Origin of the sequence: Streptomyces sp. NPDC001339 (genome assembly GCF_042895955.1) — a bacterium.
GTDB lineage: Bacteria > Actinomycetota > Actinomycetes > Streptomycetales > Streptomycetaceae > Streptomyces.
Window position 1 is genome coordinate 807318 of record NZ_JBIAWT010000002.1, and the last position, 18131, is coordinate 825448.

At 67.4% G+C, this 18131-nt stretch carries 18 protein-coding genes and 1 pseudogene; 13 read left to right on the forward strand and 6 right to left on the reverse strand.

Annotation, left to right across the window (positions count from 1 at the left end):
• Window positions 1–262: 262 nt before the first annotated feature.
• A complete protein-coding gene (locus tag ACFY12_RS08665) occupies window positions 263–1204 on the forward strand; it encodes a MarR family transcriptional regulator (RefSeq protein ID WP_390714991.1) in 942 nt (313 codons plus the stop codon).
• Between the two features lie 155 nt (window positions 1205–1359).
• Here the strand turns inward: ACFY12_RS08665 and ACFY12_RS08670 are convergent, their stop codons facing one another.
• Window positions 1360–1548, reverse strand: a complete 189-nt coding sequence (locus ACFY12_RS08670; protein ID WP_390714992.1) for a hypothetical protein — start codon at window positions 1546–1548, stop codon at window positions 1360–1362.
• A gap of 851 nt (window positions 1549–2399) precedes the next feature.
• Between ACFY12_RS08670 and ACFY12_RS08675 the strand changes: the two genes are divergently transcribed.
• From ACFY12_RS08675 to ACFY12_RS08700, 6 genes are all read left to right on the forward strand, one after another.
• Entirely contained in the window at window positions 2400–3857 is a 1458-nt protein-coding gene (locus ACFY12_RS08675; RefSeq protein ID WP_390714993.1) for an AbfB domain-containing protein, read from the forward strand.
• Between the two features lie 54 nt (window positions 3858–3911).
• Window positions 3912–4463, forward strand: a complete 552-nt coding sequence (locus tag ACFY12_RS08680; RefSeq protein ID WP_390714994.1) for an RICIN domain-containing protein — start codon at window positions 3912–3914, stop codon at window positions 4461–4463.
• Between the two features lie 87 nt (window positions 4464–4550).
• Window positions 4551–5129, forward strand: coding sequence for an RICIN domain-containing protein (locus ACFY12_RS08685; RefSeq protein ID WP_390714995.1), 579 nt, complete (start codon window positions 4551–4553; stop codon window positions 5127–5129).
• A gap of 197 nt (window positions 5130–5326) precedes the next feature.
• Window positions 5327–6436, forward strand: a complete 1110-nt coding sequence (locus ACFY12_RS08690) for a hypothetical protein (protein ID WP_390714996.1) — start codon at window positions 5327–5329, stop codon at window positions 6434–6436.
• 194 nt (window positions 6437–6630) lie between these two features.
• Window positions 6631–10920 (forward strand): polymorphic toxin-type HINT domain-containing protein, encoded by a 4290-nt coding sequence (locus ACFY12_RS08695; RefSeq protein ID WP_390714997.1) that lies wholly within the window; start codon window positions 6631–6633, stop codon window positions 10918–10920.
• A gap of 119 nt (window positions 10921–11039) precedes the next feature.
• Window positions 11040–11426, forward strand: coding sequence for a hypothetical protein (locus ACFY12_RS08700; RefSeq protein ID WP_390714998.1), 387 nt, complete (start codon window positions 11040–11042; stop codon window positions 11424–11426).
• An 18-nt stretch (window positions 11427–11444) separates the two neighbouring features.
• Here the strand turns inward: ACFY12_RS08700 and ACFY12_RS08705 are convergent, their stop codons facing one another.
• Complete coding sequence (locus tag ACFY12_RS08705; protein WP_390714999.1) at window positions 11445–11669, reverse strand: hypothetical protein; 225 nt, start codon at window positions 11667–11669, stop codon at window positions 11445–11447.
• Window positions 11670–11836: 167 nt separating this feature from the next.
• Here ACFY12_RS08705 and ACFY12_RS08710 point away from each other — a divergent pair, with 167 nt between their 5' ends.
• Window positions 11837–12214: an acyltransferase family protein gene (locus ACFY12_RS08710; RefSeq protein WP_390715000.1), complete on the forward strand. Its 378-nt coding sequence runs from the start codon at window positions 11837–11839 to the stop codon at window positions 12212–12214.
• A 2-nt stretch (window positions 12215–12216) separates the two neighbouring features.
• Entirely contained in the window at window positions 12217–12498 is a 282-nt protein-coding gene (locus ACFY12_RS08715; RefSeq protein ID WP_390715001.1) for a hypothetical protein, read from the forward strand.
• Window positions 12499–13377: 879 nt separating this feature from the next.
• Here the strand turns inward: ACFY12_RS08715 and ACFY12_RS08720 are convergent.
• Window positions 13378–14217: an alpha/beta fold hydrolase gene (locus ACFY12_RS08720; RefSeq protein ID WP_390715002.1), complete on the reverse strand. Its 840-nt coding sequence runs from the start codon at window positions 14215–14217 to the stop codon at window positions 13378–13380.
• Between the two features lie 39 nt (window positions 14218–14256).
• Between ACFY12_RS08720 and ACFY12_RS08725 the strand changes: the two genes are divergently transcribed.
• Entirely contained in the window at window positions 14257–14766 is a 510-nt protein-coding gene (locus tag ACFY12_RS08725) for a MarR family winged helix-turn-helix transcriptional regulator (protein WP_390715003.1), read from the forward strand.
• 461 nt (window positions 14767–15227) lie between these two features.
• Here ACFY12_RS08725 and ACFY12_RS08730 read toward each other — a convergent pair whose 3' ends face one another.
• Complete coding sequence (locus ACFY12_RS08730) at window positions 15228–15878, reverse strand: transposase (RefSeq protein WP_390715004.1); 651 nt, start codon at window positions 15876–15878, stop codon at window positions 15228–15230.
• 109 nt (window positions 15879–15987) lie between these two features.
• Between ACFY12_RS08730 and ACFY12_RS08735 the strand changes: the two genes are divergently transcribed.
• On the forward strand, window positions 15988–16146 hold the full coding sequence (locus ACFY12_RS08735; protein WP_390715005.1) for a hypothetical protein: 159 nt from the start codon (window positions 15988–15990) through the stop codon (window positions 16144–16146).
• Window positions 16130–16312, forward strand: coding sequence for a hypothetical protein (locus ACFY12_RS08740; protein WP_390715006.1), 183 nt, complete (start codon window positions 16130–16132; stop codon window positions 16310–16312). Before ACFY12_RS08735 ends, ACFY12_RS08740 begins: the two co-directional genes overlap by 17 nt.
• Window positions 16313–16465: 153 nt before the next feature.
• On the opposite strand, the gene ACFY12_RS08745 is transcribed toward ACFY12_RS08740, so the two are convergent.
• Window positions 16466–16693, reverse strand: a complete 228-nt coding sequence (locus ACFY12_RS08745) for a hypothetical protein (protein WP_390715007.1) — start codon at window positions 16691–16693, stop codon at window positions 16466–16468.
• 54 nt (window positions 16694–16747) lie between these two features.
• Between ACFY12_RS08745 and ACFY12_RS08750 the strand changes: the two are divergent.
• Window positions 16748–17107: pseudogene (locus ACFY12_RS08750) on the forward strand (amino acid permease); the annotation flags it as partial.
• A gap of 122 nt (window positions 17108–17229) precedes the next feature.
• On the opposite strand, the gene ACFY12_RS08755 reads toward ACFY12_RS08750, so the two are convergent.
• Entirely contained in the window at window positions 17230–18129 is a 900-nt protein-coding gene (locus tag ACFY12_RS08755) for a TauD/TfdA dioxygenase family protein (protein WP_390715008.1), read from the reverse strand.
• Window positions 18130–18131: the final 2 nt, after the last annotated feature.

Below are 18131 nucleotides of genomic sequence, written 5' to 3' on the forward strand. Positions count from 1 at the left end.
ACGGAAGCCACGGCAACCACTCCGACCAGGAACGATCCCGCGAAATGCGTCGCTTGACTTCCCGCCCGCATCGAGCGTCCATGGTCGTGGCCGAGAAAGCCCGTGGGTTCACCAAAAGCGTGAACTCGCTCTCACCACGGCCACGTTCGCCGGATGAACGCGCCGCGCACGCGCCGGGCGAACACCGCGGCCCGCCCACGCGGCCCGTACCCCGGCCGGGGACCTCAACCACCACACTGCACTCGGAATCGAGGACCCCAACATGTCCGACACCAACCCCGACACCACACCCACCCCCGACGGCACCTCCCACCCGGAACCGCTGACCGGCCTGACCGGCGCAGCCGCCGATGTCTACACGGAACTGCTCGGCCTGACCGAACCTGTCACCGTCGCCGAGCTCGCCCACATCGCAGGCATCGGCCACTCCACCGCCGGACGAGCCGTAGCCACCCTGGAGAAGCGCGGTCTTGCCACCCGCACCCGAGGCGGCCACGACGGCCCCCGCCGCATGCCCGACCTCTGGCACCCTGTAACCCGAGCATCCGCCCCGGAGGCTACCGACGCCCCAGAACACGGCGAACAGCCCACCGACGCGCAGCCGGAAAGCTCTCCCAGCGACTCCGCAAAGCCGGTCGATGATGACGTGGAATGCGGTGAGGACACGTCCGGGCCCAGCACCTCCGACGCCTCCGGGATACCTGACCCCGACAGCCTCGGCCACACCATCACGGACGACGCCAACGTGCCCGTGGACACCCCGCCCGACGACACCTCCAACACCACACCCGCCAACAACCCCACCACCAATACCGAGCCGGAAGCCGACACCTCCCACGTAGAGCCGCCCCAGAACACCGAGCACCCCGGCGACAACAGCCAGGACCACGGCCCACAGAACGAGACCAACGACACCCCCACGTCGAGCGAAGACACCGAGGCAACGTCGGCCCCGGCGCAACCGGCACTGGCCAAGGACGGGCGGCTCGCACCGGGAGCACTCCGGCAGATGGTCATCGACCTCCTCCACGCACACCCCGACGAAGCATTCACCGCCACCCGCATCAGCCGCATCATCAAAAAGTCCTCCGGCGCCATCGCCAACGCCCTCGACAAACTGGCCAATCAGGGCATCGCCGAGCAGGTAACCGACCGGCCGCGCACCTTCCGACTCGCCAACACCGCTGTGAACAACACGAAGTAGCCGCCCACCGACACTGGGCCGGGCGCACCCTGCACATCATGTGGGGTGCGCCGGGCCCCTTGTCCTTCGTCACCGCTGGGCTGTCGGAGCGGCGAGGCGCGTGGCGGTCTCCAGCAAGCGGCGGCGCTCGGCCAGCGGGAGGCGGGGGTCTTCGCTCAACCGGATGAGTAGGTCGCTGTCGAATGGGAGGAGGCCTGTGTGCCGGTCTCGGTCAGCGTCACGACCCGCACCTGCGGAAGTCCTCCTGGTTTATCGCTGGAGTCCTTCGGCCCGCCGAAAGTCCGCCGGCTGGCGTCGTTGTCCGGCACGTCCGGCAGGAACCCATCGACCGCCGCCAGACGCATCCCCTCGATAGAAGGGTCCCGCCCAGCCCTATCGGGGCCAGAGGGCTGACCAGGCGATGGAAGAGTCGTTCCAGAACCTCTGGCCCGAGACGCTCCCGGGCCCGCGGGAGCGAAGCGAGGGAGCGAGCGGAACCGGCCAGAAGTACACAGTTCCAAGTCATCTATGCGGAACGTCGCGAAGCGGGACGACTCGAAGTGTGACGACGTGAGCCGGGCCACGGTCGTGCAGATGAGATGGATGCTTACCGCCCGGTGCCCGGGCAGGCCCCGGAGCCCGAACGGGAGCGTTTGGAGGCGCCCGTGGAGGCGGATCCCTTCCGGTGCGCTGCTTTGGGTATTCGGGCGAACGCCGAAGAGAGCCCGTGGACTTGGGGCTTCCTTTGCTTGTTCGCCTTGGGTGTCTTCTCTGGCCCTGCATGTGTGACCTGTGAGTTCATCGGGCGGTTGTGCCTGCGACCTCACCCCCCTTTGCGTGATCGTTTTCATGGTGGGTGCCGGGAGGTGGGTTGGCTGGGCTTGCGCCGTGGTGTGGTGCGGCGGAGGGTGTTCATGTCCCTTTCATGTGTCTTGATACTTTTTCAGGAAATCTTAAGACTTCGGCGCGTCCGCCCTGTACGCATCAGGTTGCCCCGAACCCCCAGGGGGCGGTGCAGGGCGGCACCAAGTCCGCGCTACACGTCAGGTCGCCCCTGCGGGGGTGGAAGGGTTGTTGAAGCACGATGCACGCAAGTCACACCACTCCCGCACGTGTGCGGAGGGCCCTCACGCGAGGGGTCGTTGCCGCCACCGCGCTGACTGCGGTCACGGGTATAGCGGTGCCGGCCACTGCTGCCGCCGCACCGTCAGCAGCGGTGAGCCAGGGCGTTGATATAGGGACCAGTGAGACGGAGCGGGTCAAGGCGGCGGCTGTGGTTGGCCTCGACCCGACCCCGGACGTGATGCTGCTCAGTGACCGGGACTTCATCTTCGCGCTGTGGGAGAAAGCCCGCGATGCCGGGGAGTGCTTGACGGCGGTGCGCCTGGCCGCCGAGGAGGCCCTGGCCAGCACGGTGGCCGAGGACCATGTGCAGTTCATTGCCACCGGCATCCACCAGGCGTTCGAGGTGGACAAGCAGCGCGAGCGGGAGAGGGCAGATGCCGAGCGCGCGAACCGGCAGGCCAAGGCCCAGGTGCTGATCGCGGTGGGTATCCCGGTCACCCCGGAGCTGCTGGGGCTCAGTGACGACAACTTCATCCGCAAGGTCATGAAGCACCCCGACGCCGGGCCGGAGGCCAAGGCCGCGGCCGCGCGTGCTCTGGCTGGTGGGCCAGCTGAATGGGGGGAGTTCATCACCAACGGGGCCCGCGAGGCGCATGACCGCGATGTGGCCAAGGAGCTCAAGGAGCTGGAGGAGAAGGACCGCGAGGAGGCCCAGCGCCGCAAGGAGCTGGCCGCCCGGACGAAGACCGCGGCGCTGTTCGGTATCACGCCCACCGAGGCCATGCTCGCCCTGGGCGACGACAACTTCATCCGTGAGCTGGTCCGCAGTGCACCGGCCCGCCTGAAGGGCTCCGATCTCCTGGCCGCGGCCCAGCACGCGGTGCTCAGCTCTGATCCGGCGGATTGGAAGCAGTTCCTGCATGCTGGTGCCGAGCAGGCCTACAAGCGTGATGCCGAGGCCGCGCGCAAGAGGACCGCTGATGCCAACCGCAGGTTGGTGCTGAAGGTCCAGGCGGCGGCTGCGAAGACCGGGATGTACCCCAACCTGGTCGAGGCGGCGAAGAAGGCACTGGCCGGCAGTGACGAGGACGTCGCCGAGTTCCTCAAGCCGGACAACATCTACCGGGCGGCGCGGCAGTCCTTCGTCTCGGTCGATCCCAAACTGATCAATGACCCCGGCGGCAGGTCCACCTGGTACATCCGTCAGTCCAGTGCGGACGGAGGCGCGGCCTATGTCGCCCCGGTCGACGAAATGAGCAAGCAGTCCGTCCGTGAGGACGCCACCTGGGTCGTCAAGGGCGCGCTGAATGGCCAGCGCGGCTGCTACTCCTTTGAGTCGGTGCGCAAGCCTCACTACTACCTGGCGGCCCAGCCCAACCTTCAGGTGAGGATTTCCCCCGATGACGGCAGTGCGGCGTTCCGCAAGGACGCCACCTGGTGCGCCCGCAAGGGCGTAAGCGGCTACTGGACGTCGTTTGAGTTGGCCGGCAAGCCGGGGTACTGGCTGCGCGCGCACCAGGGAGGCCTCTCCGCCAGCCGCGCGGACGCCAAGGACAAGGCCTTCACGGCAGAGGCCACCTGGGCCATCTTCCCCCCGCTTGCGCGCTGACCTGCCGCCGGCCTTACCCCGCCCCCTTTTTTTGAGAAGAACGGAAAATCCTCTATGTCTTGGACCCTGCGGGCGGCACTCGCCGCCGGTGCCAGTGCCGCCGCACTGATCGGCAGCGCGACTGCCGCCCACGCCGCCCAGGCCACGCCCCGCGCCGCTGCTGCCCTGTCGGTCGTGCAGTTTCAAAATGAGCACAGCGGCAAGTGCCTGACCATCACAGGCGGCAGCCTGGCCAACGGCGCCAACGCCGTCCAGGCGACCTGCGCCGACGATGCGGATAACCAGGCCTTCGAGATGATCCCTGCCGGCAATGCGACCTTCATGGTGCGGGCCCTGCACAGCGGCAAGTGCCTCGAAGTGGAGAACAGCGGCAAGGGGGACGGTGCGAACGTCCAGCAGTGGTGGTGCTCCGAGGGCCCCCAGATGTGCTGGCGGCTGGTCATGGTCGACACCACCAACAAGCTCTACGAGCCGCGCCCCGCGCACGTCGACGACCGCTGTGCGGGCATTGCCATGTCCAGCAAGGACGACGATGCGAATGTACTGCAGTGGACCTGCAATGCCACCACCCCCGAGCACTGGCGCCTCAAGCCGGTCACGGCCTGACGATTCGGCACGCCACAGAGCGCCCGCACACAGGCCGAGCGGGCTGTTGAGCAGCACAAGCAACACGAAAGAAACGGAAGTTCCACGATGTCCCGGACCATCCGAGCCGCGCTGGCCATAGCCGGCAGCCTTGCCGCGCTGGCCGGCGGCGCAACCACCGCCCACGCAGCAGGCGCTTCCCCTTCCGCCGACAGGGTCCAGACCGCCAAGGACGCCGCCTCGAACACAGGCAACATCGTCCAGCTCCAGGCTGCTCACAGCGGCAAATGTCTGGGCATCGATGATCCCAAGACGGACAACGGTACGGGTGCGCTGCAGTGGACCTGCAACGATGGCACGCCACAGCAATGGCGCGCCATCCCCACCGTCGGCTCCTCCTACGTGCTGCGTAACGAGCTCAGTGGCAAGTGCCTCGAGGTGGAGAACAGTGGCACCCAGGCCGGTGCCCGGGGCCAGCAGTGGGACTGCAGCGGCGGCGGCCCACAGTTGCGCTGGCAGACATTCCTCGTTGACCCCGTCAACGAGCTCTACCAGCTGCGTCCCATGCACACCAAGGACCGTTGTCTGGACATCGACGGCGCCAAGACGGGCGATGGCGTGCGGGCTCAGCAGTGGTACTGCAACCAGACCCCGGCCCAGCTGTGGCGGATCCAGCCGGTCAAGTGATCCGCCGTTGCGCTCCGGCCGTGCGCGGCGGATGAGCATGCGAATGCCTTGCAGGGGACGAAAGTTTCGAAAGAACCACTTTCATCCCCTGCGCAGAAGCACTGACTGTCGTTTTCCGGTGAGAAGGGCTGGCGTTTGCGTCCCCTTCTCGTCCTGTCGGACGTTTCTTTTCCTCTCTTTCCTCCAGGGAGTTTTGAGTGAGTCGTAAGTGGTGGGCTGTGCAGGCGTTGACGGTCAGTGTGCTGGCCGGCGCAGGCGCGGTCACGTCCGTTGCACCGGCGTGGGCACAGGCGGCTCCTGCCGCCGTGGCCGGCCAGCCCTCCGGGCAACGGTCCGATGAGCCCTCGGGTATCGAGGCTGCGGCGGCCGCACAGGCGCGTGCGCGTGTGCGGGCGATAGCGATGTCGTACATGCCGGCCGAGATACGGGTATCGGCGTGGAACGCGTTGCGCAATGTGCGGGGCGATGAGGCGATCGCGGACTGGCTGGCTCCCGGCGGCGGTTATGACTTCGCCAAGCAGCGGGCGCAGAGTACCCGGGCGAGGAACAAGGCATTTTGCGAGCGGGTGGTGCGCACGCACACCAAGGGGTTCTCTCCCCAGGTGCGTCAGGCGGCGGAGCGTGCGCTGAAGGGCTCGGCTGCCGATCAGGCGGTGTTTGTGAAGAGTGGGTACGCCCAGGCCAAGGAGCAGGACCGAGTGGCGCGGGAGGCTGCTGTCGCCCACCGGCAGCAGGTCGCTGACCGGGAGCGGAACTTCGTTCGTGCCGTCGCGGAGAGCGATCCGGGTGAGCAGGTGCGTGTTGCGGCGCAGTGGGCGCTGCGGGACGGCGCCGGTGATGAGGGTGTCGCGGAGTTCTTCGGTTACGGCTGGATGAGCGGTGCGGCGTTGGACCTGGAGGCCTATCGGATGCGGGTAACGGATACCGGGGTCGAGCAGCACCGCGTCCTGTCGCGTCTGATCAAGGAGGCCGAGGCGGCCGAGGAGGCGGTGCAGGGTTCGTCCGATGCCGCCAAGGCCCGGGCCGAGGCTGGACGTGCCTGGAAGGCGGTGTCCGAGCACGCCGACGCCGCGTACAAGGTGTGGCTGGCCGAGCGGGATGCCGCTATGGCGCAGACGGAGAACTGGAAGAAGATCACCCAGGCTGCGGCGGAGACCACGGACGGGCTGTGGAAGAACATCGCCGGCCCGGCTGAGAAGAACCAGGACGCCTGGGCCACGGAACAACAACAGGCCGACCGACAAGCGGCGTTCTGGAAGGGCATGTCCGACCGGGCCCAGGACTCCGAGAGCCACGTCAAGGGCTGAACTCCTCAAGGCCCGTCTTACGTGGACCTCATCAGCGCTCCTGTCGCTTCTTCTCACTTCTGTTGTGGCGTCAATCGTCCCTGCCCTGCCCGCATATGCAGGGAAGGGGGCTTTTTAAATTTTTCGTTCACTGAAAGAGGTTGTTTCCCTTGATAGGTAGATTCCGGCCGGATCCCGGCCGGCGGCGTGGTCGTGTGAGCCAGGTGGCGGCGAAGGCCGTGTCCACGGCGGTGGTCGCGGCCATGCTGGGCGGCCTTTCGGCCCAGGCCGCTGCCGCCGCCCCTGCTGCTGCGCCGTCTGCTCGCCAGGGTGCGTTCACCCAGGCTCTGGCCACTGTGGACCGTGCGACCGCTTCGCTGCCGAAGACGGACTCGGCGCCCACTCCTGCTCCGCCGTCGAAGCTGGAGCGGATGAGCCGGGACTGGGACCGGGAGATGGTGGAGACCTACGCGGAGTTCGACGAGTTCGAAGAAGTCCGCGAGGCCGCCAAGAAGGCCCTGGAAAGCAGCGATCCGAACGCGATCCGGGAGTTCCTGGAACACGGTATGGCCGAAGCCCGCAAGCGGGCCCAGGAGAAGAAGGACGACACCGACGCCGGCAACCGTAAGAAGATCGAGGCGATGCGCGGCAGTGGTGGGCCACACTTCAACGCCGAGGTCGAACGCGTTCTGGGCCCCAAGGCCACTGCCAGGGACCGGGCCGACTTCCTTGCCTTCGGCGCCCAGATCGCCCGAGAGCGGGATCAGAAGGACGAACAGACCGCCAAGGACCGCGCGGCCGAACTCCGCAAGCGCGTGGAGATGCTGGCCGGTGCCGGCGGTCCCGAGGTGAGCAAGGCCGCCCGGGCCGCGCTGGCGGCCGGTAGCGACAAGGCGATCGAGGAGTTCCTGGAAAAGGGCTACCAGATCGCCGCGCAGAAGGACGCCGACGATCGGGCCGCGCACGAGAAGGCGCTGAAGGAAGCCTTGGAGGCGGCGGAGAAGCTGCGGGATCTGGCGCAGCGGACTGCCCGCGCGGCCAAGGCGCGTACCGAGCTGATCGCTGTTCACGGGGATGCCGTCAGGGAGCTGAAGACGGCTTCCAATGCGATGACGCAGGCGGCTTTTGCCGCCCGGCAGGCGGACCAGATGCTGTCGGCCGACCGGGCGGGCAAGCGCCTGTCCGACTACGGCAATGTGAAGGCCGAGGTCGCCCGGCAGGTCAAGGACGCCGGTGACGCAGCCTGGCGTGCCAAGGTGGCGGCTCTGCAGGCGAAGGTGCAGGCCGACATTCTGGTGGAGACCAGGCTGACGCACGGTGTCCAGTGGGCCGAGGTCGCCTACGGCATCCAGGCCGCGGCGGAGGCGGCGGCCAAGGCCGCTCAGACCGCCCAGCACGCCGTGGACGCCACCGAGGCCGACGCCAAGGCGCTGAGCTCCAAGAACGCCGCCCAGGCGCATGAGCAGCAGGCCAAGCAGTGGCGTGCCAACGCCGAGCAGCAGGCCAAGGCCGCAGCCCAGATGGCCAAGGCCGCCCAGAAGCAGGCGGAGATCGCCGCCGATGCCGCCACCAGGGCCAAGCAGGCCCGCCTCGGTGCGGAGAAGGCCGAGCAGGAGGCGTGGGAGCACGCCAAGAAGACCCGTCAGGCCCGCCTCGAAGCCGAGCGGCAGGCGAAGATCGCCGCCGAACAGCGCCAGATCGCTGAGCGTGAGCGGGACCTGGCCGCGCAGGCCCGTGCCCGGGCCGAACGCGAACGCAACGCGGCCGCGGCCGCGCGGGCACGCGCGGAGGCCGAGGCGCGTACCGCGGCAGCCCTGCGGGCCCAGGCCCAGGCCGCCGCCGCACAGGCAGCCTCAGCACGCGCAAGCGCCGCGGAGAAGGAGAGCATCGCTGCCACGGCCGATGAGCGGGCACGTGGTGAGGAGAGCAAGGCCCGTGACGCCCGCGACAAGGCGTTCGAAGCCGAGCAGACCCACCAGTGGAAGGAAGCCCGGGCCAAGGCCATCGAGGCGGCGGCAGCCTCCGGTCGGGGCACCGCCGCCGCCGGAGAGGCCAATGCCGCGGCACAGAGTGCGCGGGCGGATGCCACCGCCGCCGGCGCAGCAGCCGGCCAGGCCCGCAGCGCCGCCGATGCGGCCAGCGGTGCGGCCATGCGCTCCCGTGCGGCGGCGACCGAGGCAGCCGGGCATGCCGCCCGGGCACGGGCCGCGGCGGCCGAGGCCACCGCACACGCCGCCCGTGCCAATGCCGCCGCGAACAAGGCCGAGGCTGCCGCAGCACGCGCGAACGCCGCGGCGAACAAGGCCGAAGCCGAAGCCGCCGCCACCCACGCCGCAGCCCAGCGGGCCCATGTCAAGGCCGCTGAGGCCACCGCCCAGCAGGCCCGCGCGGGCATCGCCGCGCACGAGTCGGCCCGCCTGGCAGGCCTTGCCGCCCAGCACGCCAACAATGCCCGGCAGGCAGCCAATCGCACCAAGGACGAAGCCGACGGCGCGGCCCGCGAAGCGGCGATGGCCCGCATCCAGGCCACCATCGCCGTCCAGGCCTCTTCAGCGGCCCGGACCACCGCGGCCGGGATCGCCGACCCCGCCAACACTGCCATCACCCTGACCGCCCCCTTCACCGGCAAGGACCTCGACGCCGACTTCGCGGCCCTGGTCGCCAAGGCCGCCCTCGAGACCGGGCAGGAACAGGTCGACTCGGCCGAAGCCAAAGCCAATGAGGCGCTCAAGGCCGTCCAGGCCGCCGAGGATGCTGCCAGGCGGGCAGGCGCCCAGGTAGCACCGGCGTTCAAGGCCGCCGCTGACGCAGCCCGCTCCTCAGCGAACGCCGCACGCTCGACTGCGGCAGCGATGAAGTCCGCCGCCCAGGCCGCCCAGGACGCCGCCAAGGCCAGGGACGCCGCAGCGTCCGCCGACAAGGCTGACACTCAGGCCCAGGCCGAAGCCAAACTCGCCTGCCAAGCAGCCGACCAGGCCTACGCCGACGCGGCAGCGGCACGCAAGGCGGCCAACGATGCCGAAGCCGAAGCAGCCCGCGCCCGCGGCGCCGCCGCCGACGCCCAACAGCAGGCCAACGCCGCCAACAGCGCCGCCAACCAAGCCGAACACGAGGCCAGCGTCGCCCAAGGAGCAGCAGCCCAAGCCGAAAAGGACGCCGCCGACGCCAACCAACTGGCCACCTCCGCAGAAAAGCACGCCAAATCCGCGGAAGAAGCAGCCAAGAATGCCAACAAATACGCCCAGGAGGCCAAGGAAGCCGCCGAGAAGGCCGAGCAGTGGGAGCGCGAGCAGGAGCGCAAACGCCGCGCACAAGCCGCCGAACAAATGGGGAAGGGTAGCGGCCACGGGCTGACGGAGGAGCAAGATTTTGCACTCGAGAGTGCCGGCATAACGTTCGAGGAGTACGAGAAAGCCCGCAAGATCGACGGAAAGTCAATTGGCGACTTTCTGACGGAAAACGGCGGCGAGATCCTCAAAGAACTCATCGGCCTCGATGACATCCAGAAGTGCTTCACCGAAGGTAACGTCAAAAGCTGCATCTGGACACTCATCGGCGCTCTCCCCTGGGGCAAGGCTGCCCAGGTCATCAAGAAATTCCCGGAAGTCTCCAAAGCCGTCTACCGCACCGTCACCGGATTTGGCAAGTTCATCCGCGAGTCCTCTGCGGCAAAGAAGCTGCTCAGCAAAGCAGAGGCAGTCCTGGAAAGGTTCCGTAAGGGCTGTATAGGGAACAGCTTCACACCGGAAACGCCGGTGCTAATGGCCGACGGTACGCGCAAGCCAATAAAGGATGCTCGCGTCGGCCAGCAGGTCGTGGCTACCGACCCTGCTACCGGAAAGACCGAGGCAAGAGAAATCTCCGATGTGATCGTTGGCGAGGGTCAGAAGCGCCTGGTCCAGATCGCCATCGATACCGACGGCGAAGCAGGCGATGCTACCGGAGCAGTGAACGCCACTGATAGGCATCCGTTCTGGGAGAACAGCAAGGCCAGCTGGCTGGATGCCAAGGACCTCAAGGCGGGAGACCGCCTCCGCACCTCCAACGGAGAGCTGCGAGAGGTCGTCAACACGCGTGCCTGGACTGAAAGCCGCACGGTCTACAACCTCTCCGTTGAGGGCATCCACACGTACTATGTGGTGGCGGGCGAGACTCCGGTACTGGTTCACAATTCCGGAGGAGCGTGCAAGGAAGTTGTCCTGGACACCTTTGACAGCTTCGAGCAAGCCCGAAACAAGGCACTCGATCTGCTGGGTGAGATCGATCCGGCCACTCGGCAGCCATACATCGGCCGTCTCGAATCTGCGCCAACGACCTACGGTAAGGTAGTGGGTTTCACCACTCGAGTGAACGGCGAATTCAAGAGGTTCAGGATGGACTATGACCCGGTGAAGGGGCCCCATATCAACGTGGAAGTCGGTAAGGGCGACTCTGCACGTAAGTTTGCCGTGCCATGGAAAGGTACAGAAGACGATTTGGCGAGAATGCTTGGCGGTAATTCGTGACGGTCGACGGTGTATACGGAACCCGGCCGGACCTCCTGCCCCGGTCTATGGTCCGAGTTGTTCGTGCAGATCAGCAAGGTGATCGACGGCTGACTTGGGTTGGGCGGCCAGGGGTGCAGTTGCTGAGCCTGGACCAACATCTCCAGTACGAGCGTGAAAGCCTTAGCCGCTACCCGCGCAACTCCGATGGTTCGATCGAGTGGGGTGCGGTGGCTGATGATTTGGTGCTCTGCTCGATGGAGTTGGATTCCATCGAGCTACGCACCGTAATCCAGCAGTTCGCCCCGAAAGCTAGCAGTCTAATCTTCTTCTGGGAGAGCCTGGCAGTTCCGAGCGTGGAGATGGGGATCGAATTCTCGATCTCTCACCTGTTGGACATCACGGAATCCGTGCCGGAACTCTGGATTTATTCTCCCGGTGACCGGATTGTGGTGGAGATTTCGTTCTCTTGCGTAGTGACTGCGGCCCATGTTCCCGTGGCGGTGGATGGCCAGGGTCCTGCGTAACGCCGCTTGACGGCAACGTCAGCAGTCGACCACCGCTGAGGGCGGCGGCTCTTCGGAGTCGTCGCCCTCAGCCAGTGCATCACTCAGGATGTCAATGGCCCGGCGCTGGAGGCGGAGTCGTACGTGAGCATGGACGCCGGCGGTGACTCCGATGTGGGCGGTGCCGAAGAGTTCCTTCATAAAACATGTGGTGATCACCACATTCGCGGAGAATTGTCTGTTCTTTTTCTTGCGGGCAAGCATGCAACTTGCTCACGGGTTGCTATCTGCGGGCTTTTCTTACGTGGTTCGCTTCTGACTGGGGCGCTTGGGGGTTGCACGATGGCCGAGCGCCGCTCGGGGAACAGGCTTGCCTTACTCGACGGACTGCGGCTGCTGGCCGCAGGGATAGTCGTGATCTACCCACGGCCATGGACGACGCGTGGTCGGGGCGCACCCGGACGATCTTCCCGAGCCTCCACCGGATATCCCAGTACGGCTGGATCGGCGTCGAGGTCTTCTTCCTGATCAGCGGCTTCGTCATCTGCATGAGCAGTTGGGGCCGTTCGCTCGGCGACTTCGTCGTCTCCCGCGCCGCCCGGCTCTACCCGGCCTACTGGGCGGCGGTGCTGATCTCCGCCACAGTGATCAGTTTCTGGCCGCAGGTCCGGCACATCACGGGCTGGAACCAGGTGGCGACGAACCTCACCATGCTGCAGCACGGCATGGGCGTCCCGGTCTCCGAGGTGGCGATCCCCAATACCGTGTTCGTTATCCTGAACAGGCATCCAAGGTCAAAGGTTGGATGAACATGACGCCTGAGCTGAACGGACGCGAGCGCAGCCTCATCGGTCAGCTGGTTCGCGGCAGGGTCCTAGCGGTGTTCCGCTGGGGTGTCATCGTGGACCTCGGGCTTTCGCGAGTCGGTCTCATTGATGTCCTGTACATCGACGACGGTGACTCCTACGAGGTGGGAGACGAGATCGAGGGTAATCTTGACTACTTCGATGAGCAGAAAGACAAGTTCATCCTGAGGCCACCTCATCAAACATCTATCTCGGAACGGCTCAGGATGAACGCGTTTGACGTTTAAGGGTCACAGGTGTCCCGCTACAGTAGTCCTTAGGTAGGGAGTCGTGTTTTCAGCCGAAGGTCCGGAAGTTCGCCCCGCGAATTTCCGGACCTTCGATATGTCCGACATGTCGAGTTCGCTCCGCCTTGATGGCACCGTCAGCGGACGGGGCCGCGGGTAGCCCGGGCGGGAGCGACGCCGTCGGCGTCTTTGAGCAGCAGGTGAAGAAGATCGCCGTCCGGACCTTTGATCAGGAACGAAGGCGGCGCTCCTCGCCGTCGAAGGGCGGCGCAGTCGTCGCGCCGGTCAGTGCCGGTAAGCCGCCGTCGCTGCCGGGATCTTCGCCTTCCGCTTCGTGCTCAAACCCTGGCCCCCGGTCTTGATGGCCAACGGCACATACAAACCGATCAAGGACGTCCGGGTCGGACAGCAGGTTCTGGCCACCGACCCCGAAACCGGAAAAACAGAGGCACGAGCAGTCACTGACGTGGTCACCGGCTCGGGCCAGAAGAACCTGGTCGCAATCACAGGCACGGTCAATGCCCCCTCTCTCTGGCCCTTCGTCGGGGCGCGGGCACGGCGCGGTGGCATCCAACGATCCGGGCGGGGCGAACCCTTGGTCCCAGCAGAAGGAGAAGGCGCAGTTGACCAGGGTCTGGTGGCGGCGGATGGCGCGGTCGGAGCGGACTTGGAAGTCGGTCCAGCCGAGTTCGTCCTTGACCTGCTTGTAGCTCTGCTCGATCCACGGCCGCAGGCCGTAGAGGCGGACGATCTCGGCGAGGTCGGCCGACGGGTGCGGGCTGGTGGCGGCGTTGATGAGGATCCTTGGAAATCCCCACGGCTGCTCTTCCTCCTCAGACCGGTGCCTGTTGAACTAGAGGTCAGGAACGGCCGTGGTGCTCAGACCAGGAACTGCGTCAACAGGCGGTTGAGGTCGGCAGGTCGCTCGGTGGGAAGGGAATGGTGGGAGGCGCTGGGCAGGATGGCGACACGTGCCTCGGGCAGGAGCTCGCGGGCTGCGCCAACCACCCGTTGCGCGTTGTGGGCCCGGCTGCGTTCAGCCAGCAGCACCAGGGTCGGAATGGTGCAGGTCCTCAAGTCTTGTGGCCTGGGGCGTCGCATGGCGACGACCTTCGATCGCCGGGCGGTGGCGGTACTGTCCAGGAACACCTGCCATGCCGGATCCTCAGGGGTGCGGCCGGTTTCCCACCGGAGGAAGGCTTGCACACGCCCAGCGGTGGGTTTGAGAAGCATCGGCAGCGCGCGCACAAGGTAGCGAAGGCTCACGCCGGCGAAGCAGTTGGTGGGGTCGAGCAGCGCCAGCCGGCCGAGTCGGTGGGGCGCGTGCAAGGCGTAGGTCAGGGCGATCCAGGCGCCGTAGGAGTGGCCGCACACCTGTGCGCCGTCCAGGTTCAGCCGGTCGAACAGCGTGTCGAGCCACGCCGTCAGGTCATCAGGGCCGCGCAATGGTGCGCCGTCGTGCACGCTGCGGCCGATGTCGCCCATCAGGTCGAGGGCGTAGACCCGGCGGGACGAAGCCAGTTGACCGATGTTGGCGAACCATGACACCGAGGTGGCCCCGCCGCCGGGCAGGAGTACGAGGGGGGTGCCGTCCTCCGGGCCGCAGATCTGGACCCGGGTACTTCCGTAGGGGGACGGCACGTCGATGCTGCGGACCTTCACAGGCCATCGCCGCAGGACGGCGTCGTACGCCGTCAAGAAGGCCGTCTCGTCACCCATGATCCCCGCCCTATGATTACTCGACCACCAATAATCTCGATGGTCGAGATACTACGCCCGGAGGGGAACGTGGACGACCAGGACCCTGGCCTTCAACTGGTTCATCTGCTGCGAGCGGTCACCGTGGAACTGGACCTTTTCGCCGCCGGGTTCGCCGACCTCAACGGACTGCATCCCACCGATGTGCGCGCGCTGATCCACCTGCTGGACGCGGGCCGGGCAGGGGTGACCGCCACTCCGGGATGGCTCGGTGCACAGTTGGGCGTGAACTCGGCATCGACCACTGCCCTGATCGACAGGCTGGAGCGGCTGAAGCTGGTCCGCCGGGAACGAGACACCCGCGACCGCCGGCGGGTCCTGCTGGCCGTGACGGACGAGGCCACCACTCTGGGCTGGGCGTTCTTCGGGCCGCTGATCAACGGGATGATCTCCGCTATGCGCTCCTTCGACGACGAGGAGCTGACCGCGGTGCGGCGTTTCCTGCTGGCTATGCGCGATGTCGCGGCCGCAGGGCGACGAACCCAACGGCAGAGCGCCGCCGAACGGTGAACACCAAGCCACCCGCATCTCGTCGGATCGGCGCATCCCGCCCTCGGGCCCGCGCCACACACTTGTCCCATGCAGGTGGGGAGTGAAGGTGAGCAGGACTGAGCAGCGGCCTGAGCGCCCCTGGGGAAAATCAATGATCCTCAACAGCGTGGGGTGCGTCAGGTGGGGCAGGTTGGTGGCCAGATACCAGGTGGCCTTCTCGGGCAGACTTGCCGGGTCGGTGCTAGCCAGACCACCGGCAGGGGGAGTTGGGGCCGTAGCCGCCCAGGCGGGCGTCAGCGGCCCACCAGGTCTCGGTGTGCCCGTCACGGAAGTGACGCTCCACGGGCGTCCACTCGCCGGGACGCCTGGCGTCCTGCCGGGCCAGAGTGTGGGCTGCTTCAATGGGGGTGTGCGGATGGTCGGCCGGGGCCCAGACACCGTTGCGAGGTCTGAGGGCCACCACGTAGGCCAGGCCGGTGTCACGCAGCGCGAGGTACCAGTCGTTGCTGACTCAAGTAGGCGCAGTCGGTGACCACCGTCCGGCAGCCGAAGCCCGCCTGCTTCCCGCGGGCCGCGAGAGCAGCGGCCAGCTGGGGTTTCCTGCGGAAGGCCGGGTCGGACCGGTCGCGGGCGAAGTGGTGGGCGGGGGTGTAGGGAGTCGCGTGCAGCGGGTGGTACACGCGGCCGTCGGTCCATACCGTGGTGACCGTGACGATGCCGTTGTCGGTTTTGCCGTACCGGCCCAGCCACTGCCGGCCTACGCGCGCGGTCGCCGTGCCGTCCTTGCGGTCCCCGGAGTCGTCGATCACGATGACCCCGCCATCGTGCGGAGCCGTCGCCGCCTGCTCGCGCAGCAGTTCAAGCCGCCGGTCATTGACCTGCTCGGCCTCCCAAGGGGACTCGGACAGGAAGAACTGCAGTCGCTGCGCCCCCGCCGTCCTCGCACCCGCCACCGGTTCCGCCCCTGCCAGGCAGGTGAGCGTCTTGTTCCGCTCCCGTGGCGCCAGCAACCCGGTCAGGTACTCGCGAAAGCCCCGCCGCTGGGCCAGACTGAAGAAGAGGTGGTCGAACTGGGCCGCGTAGTCCTCCAACGGGCCCGGCGCGGGCGGACACGGACGGCGAGCGGTCATCTTCACCCTCCAGCAAGGCAGTTGACTCCCCTCCGGGCCTACGGCCAACCCGACCTGTCGTCAACCCGCACCACCGCCGGATTTAACGAACTACCGGTAGCGTGGGGCCATGGCTTACGACGAGGTCTTGGCGGATCGGGCCAAGGAGCGGTTGGAGGATGAGGGGGTGGTCGCGAAGAAGATGTTCGGCGGGATCACCTTCCTTTTGCAGGGCAATGCGCTGGCCAACCTGTATAGAAGAGGGCCTGACGGTGCGTGTCGGGCCTGACGGGATGGACGAGGCCCTGTCCCGCCCTGGCACCCAGCAGCTGGTGTTCCGGGGCAAGGAGCGGAACGGCTGGGTGGTGCTGGACGAGGAGATCCTCGACGACGACGTCCTGGATGACGGGCTGAAGTGGGCCATGAAGGTCACCGCGGAGCTTCCGCCCAAGTGATCCGCCGTCTGCCCGTCTGCGGCGCCGTGGGGCTGTGCTTCACCGGCCTGCGGCACCGTTGATGCCTGTCCCGTCCTTGATTGGCCCAACGCCCGTGTCGTCCTGTGCGTGGTTCTCGTCCTCCCTGGTGAGCGCGCGGGCGGCGCGCAGGAGCTACTGGCCGAGCTTCTCCAGGTGGGGGGCGAGTTCGGGGCTTCCGCCGATGGTGGCGTCGCGGCCGAGGTCGATGGTGAGGAGTTGTTCGGCGATGTGGTGGGGGTTGTTGGCGGCCAGGTCGAGCGTGCTGGTGTGGCTGTCGAGGGGGTGGACGCGGCCGGGCAGGGACCAGGTGCGGGCGCGTACGGTCTCGGCGTCGGCGGCGACCAGCGTGTGCGGCTCCACGCGGCGAGGCCCGGTCTCGCCCGCGCTGGTGCGGTGGGCGAAAGTGACGATCTCGTGGTCGGCGAGACGGCCTCCTGCGCAGCGACGGCCCTCACGGGCGGTTCCTACGTGTGGCCGGTGTGGGCCCACGCGGTCGCGGCCGCCGCTGTGGTTGCGCTGACCGCAGTGAACTACGTGGGCGTACAGAAGTCCGCGTGGCTCACGCGGGGGATCGTCGCCATTGTCCTGGCCGTTCTCGCTGCGGTGGTCACCGCGTGTCTGGCGGGTGGAGCGGCTCAGGCTGCCCGGCTGGACATCGGCGGCGACGCAACGGCTGGCGGGGTACTGCAAGCGGCTGGCCTGCTGTTCTTCGCCTTCGCCGGCTACGCCCGCATCGCCACCCTCGGTGCGGAAGTCCGCAATCCGGCCCGTACGAATCGGTGGTGATCGGCCCAGCTGTCACGCGTTCACCCAGGCGCCCGGGCATCGGTCGGTGTCCGTCGTGGGCGGGCCGCCGGGCAGGGGCTGAGCAGTCCCCGCCCGGCGGCCCGTGGAGGTCAGGCCGCGGCGGGGGTGTAGTGGGACGCGTCGTCCCCCTCGACGATGTGGCTGAGTGTGCCGTCGATCGCGGCGGGGATGTCGCCCGCGACGGTCACCCGGTACAGCCGGCGCGGCAGGTCGCCGTAGTCGTCGGGGGCGTAGTGCTGGGTGATGCGGTTGTCGAAGAGGACGAGGTCGCTCGGTGTCCAGGCCACGCGCACGATGTTCTCGGGGCGGGTCACATACGACTGGAAGATGCGCAGCAGGTCCCGCGAGTCGGAGGCGCCGAGGCCGACGATGCTCTGGGCGAAGCCGCCGATGAACAGGCCGCGCTCACCGGTCTCGGGGTGGACGCGGACGACGGGGTGGGCGGTGCGGTACGTCCGTGAGACGAACCTCCTGCGGTGCTCGGCCGCCTTCTCGGTCTTCGGGGCGGCGTAGTCGTAGTCGTTGGTGTGCACCGCCCACAGCTTGTCCGCCAGCTCGCGCAGGGGCTCGGGCAGGTCACGGTAGGCGGCGGCTGCGTTGGCGATGAGGGTGTTGCCGCCGTAGGGCGGGATCACGATGCTGCGCAGCGTGGACACCTTCGGGGGTGTGCGGACGAAGGTGACGTCGGTGTGCCAGTGGTTGGAGCGGATGCCCTCGTCGCCGTCGACGGGCAGGATCTGCGGCTGGCCGTCGACGGAGGGCACGGTGGGGTGCGCGGTGGTGAGCTCGCCGAAGAGGGAGGCGAAGCGGAGCTGGGCGGCGTCGTCGAGGTTCTGGTTGCGGAAGACGAGTGCCTTGTGTTCCAGGAGTGCGGAGTTGATCTCGGTGACGACGGCGGGGTCGAGGTCGGTGGACAAGTCCACGCCGAGGATCTCGGCGCCGATGCGGCCGCCGATCCTGCGGGCGGCGAAGCCGGTGCTGGTGGTCATAT

Bases quoted from the DNA above. Each gene is read 5' to 3' on its own strand.
- ACFY12_RS08665 (WP_390714991.1), top strand. From the start codon at position 263: ATGTCCGACACCAACCCCGACACCACACCCACCCCCGACGGCACCTCC.
- ACFY12_RS08670 (WP_390714992.1), bottom strand. From the start codon at position 1,548: ATGCGTCTGGCGGCGGTCGATGGGTTCCTGCCGGACGTGCCGGACAAC.
- ACFY12_RS08680 (WP_390714994.1), top strand. From the start codon at position 3,912: ATGTCTTGGACCCTGCGGGCGGCACTCGCCGCCGGTGCCAGTGCCGCC.
- ACFY12_RS08685 (WP_390714995.1), top strand. From the start codon at position 4,551: ATGTCCCGGACCATCCGAGCCGCGCTGGCCATAGCCGGCAGCCTTGCC.
- ACFY12_RS08705 (WP_390714999.1), bottom strand. From the start codon at position 11,669: ATGCTTGCCCGCAAGAAAAAGAACAGACAATTCTCCGCGAATGTGGTG.
- ACFY12_RS08710 (WP_390715000.1), top strand. From the start codon at position 11,837: ATGGACGACGCGTGGTCGGGGCGCACCCGGACGATCTTCCCGAGCCTC.
- ACFY12_RS08715 (WP_390715001.1), top strand. From the start codon at position 12,217: ATGACGCCTGAGCTGAACGGACGCGAGCGCAGCCTCATCGGTCAGCTG.
- ACFY12_RS08720 (WP_390715002.1), bottom strand. From the start codon at position 14,217: ATGGGTGACGAGACGGCCTTCTTGACGGCGTACGACGCCGTCCTGCGG.
- ACFY12_RS08725 (WP_390715003.1), top strand. From the start codon at position 14,257: ATGGTCGAGATACTACGCCCGGAGGGGAACGTGGACGACCAGGACCCT.
- ACFY12_RS08730 (WP_390715004.1), bottom strand. From the start codon at position 15,878: ATGACCGCTCGCCGTCCGTGTCCGCCCGCGCCGGGCCCGTTGGAGGAC.
- ACFY12_RS08735 (WP_390715005.1), top strand. From the start codon at position 15,988: ATGGCTTACGACGAGGTCTTGGCGGATCGGGCCAAGGAGCGGTTGGAG.
- ACFY12_RS08755 (WP_390715008.1), bottom strand. From the start codon at position 18,129: ATGACCACCAGCACCGGCTTCGCCGCCCGCAGGATCGGCGGCCGCATC.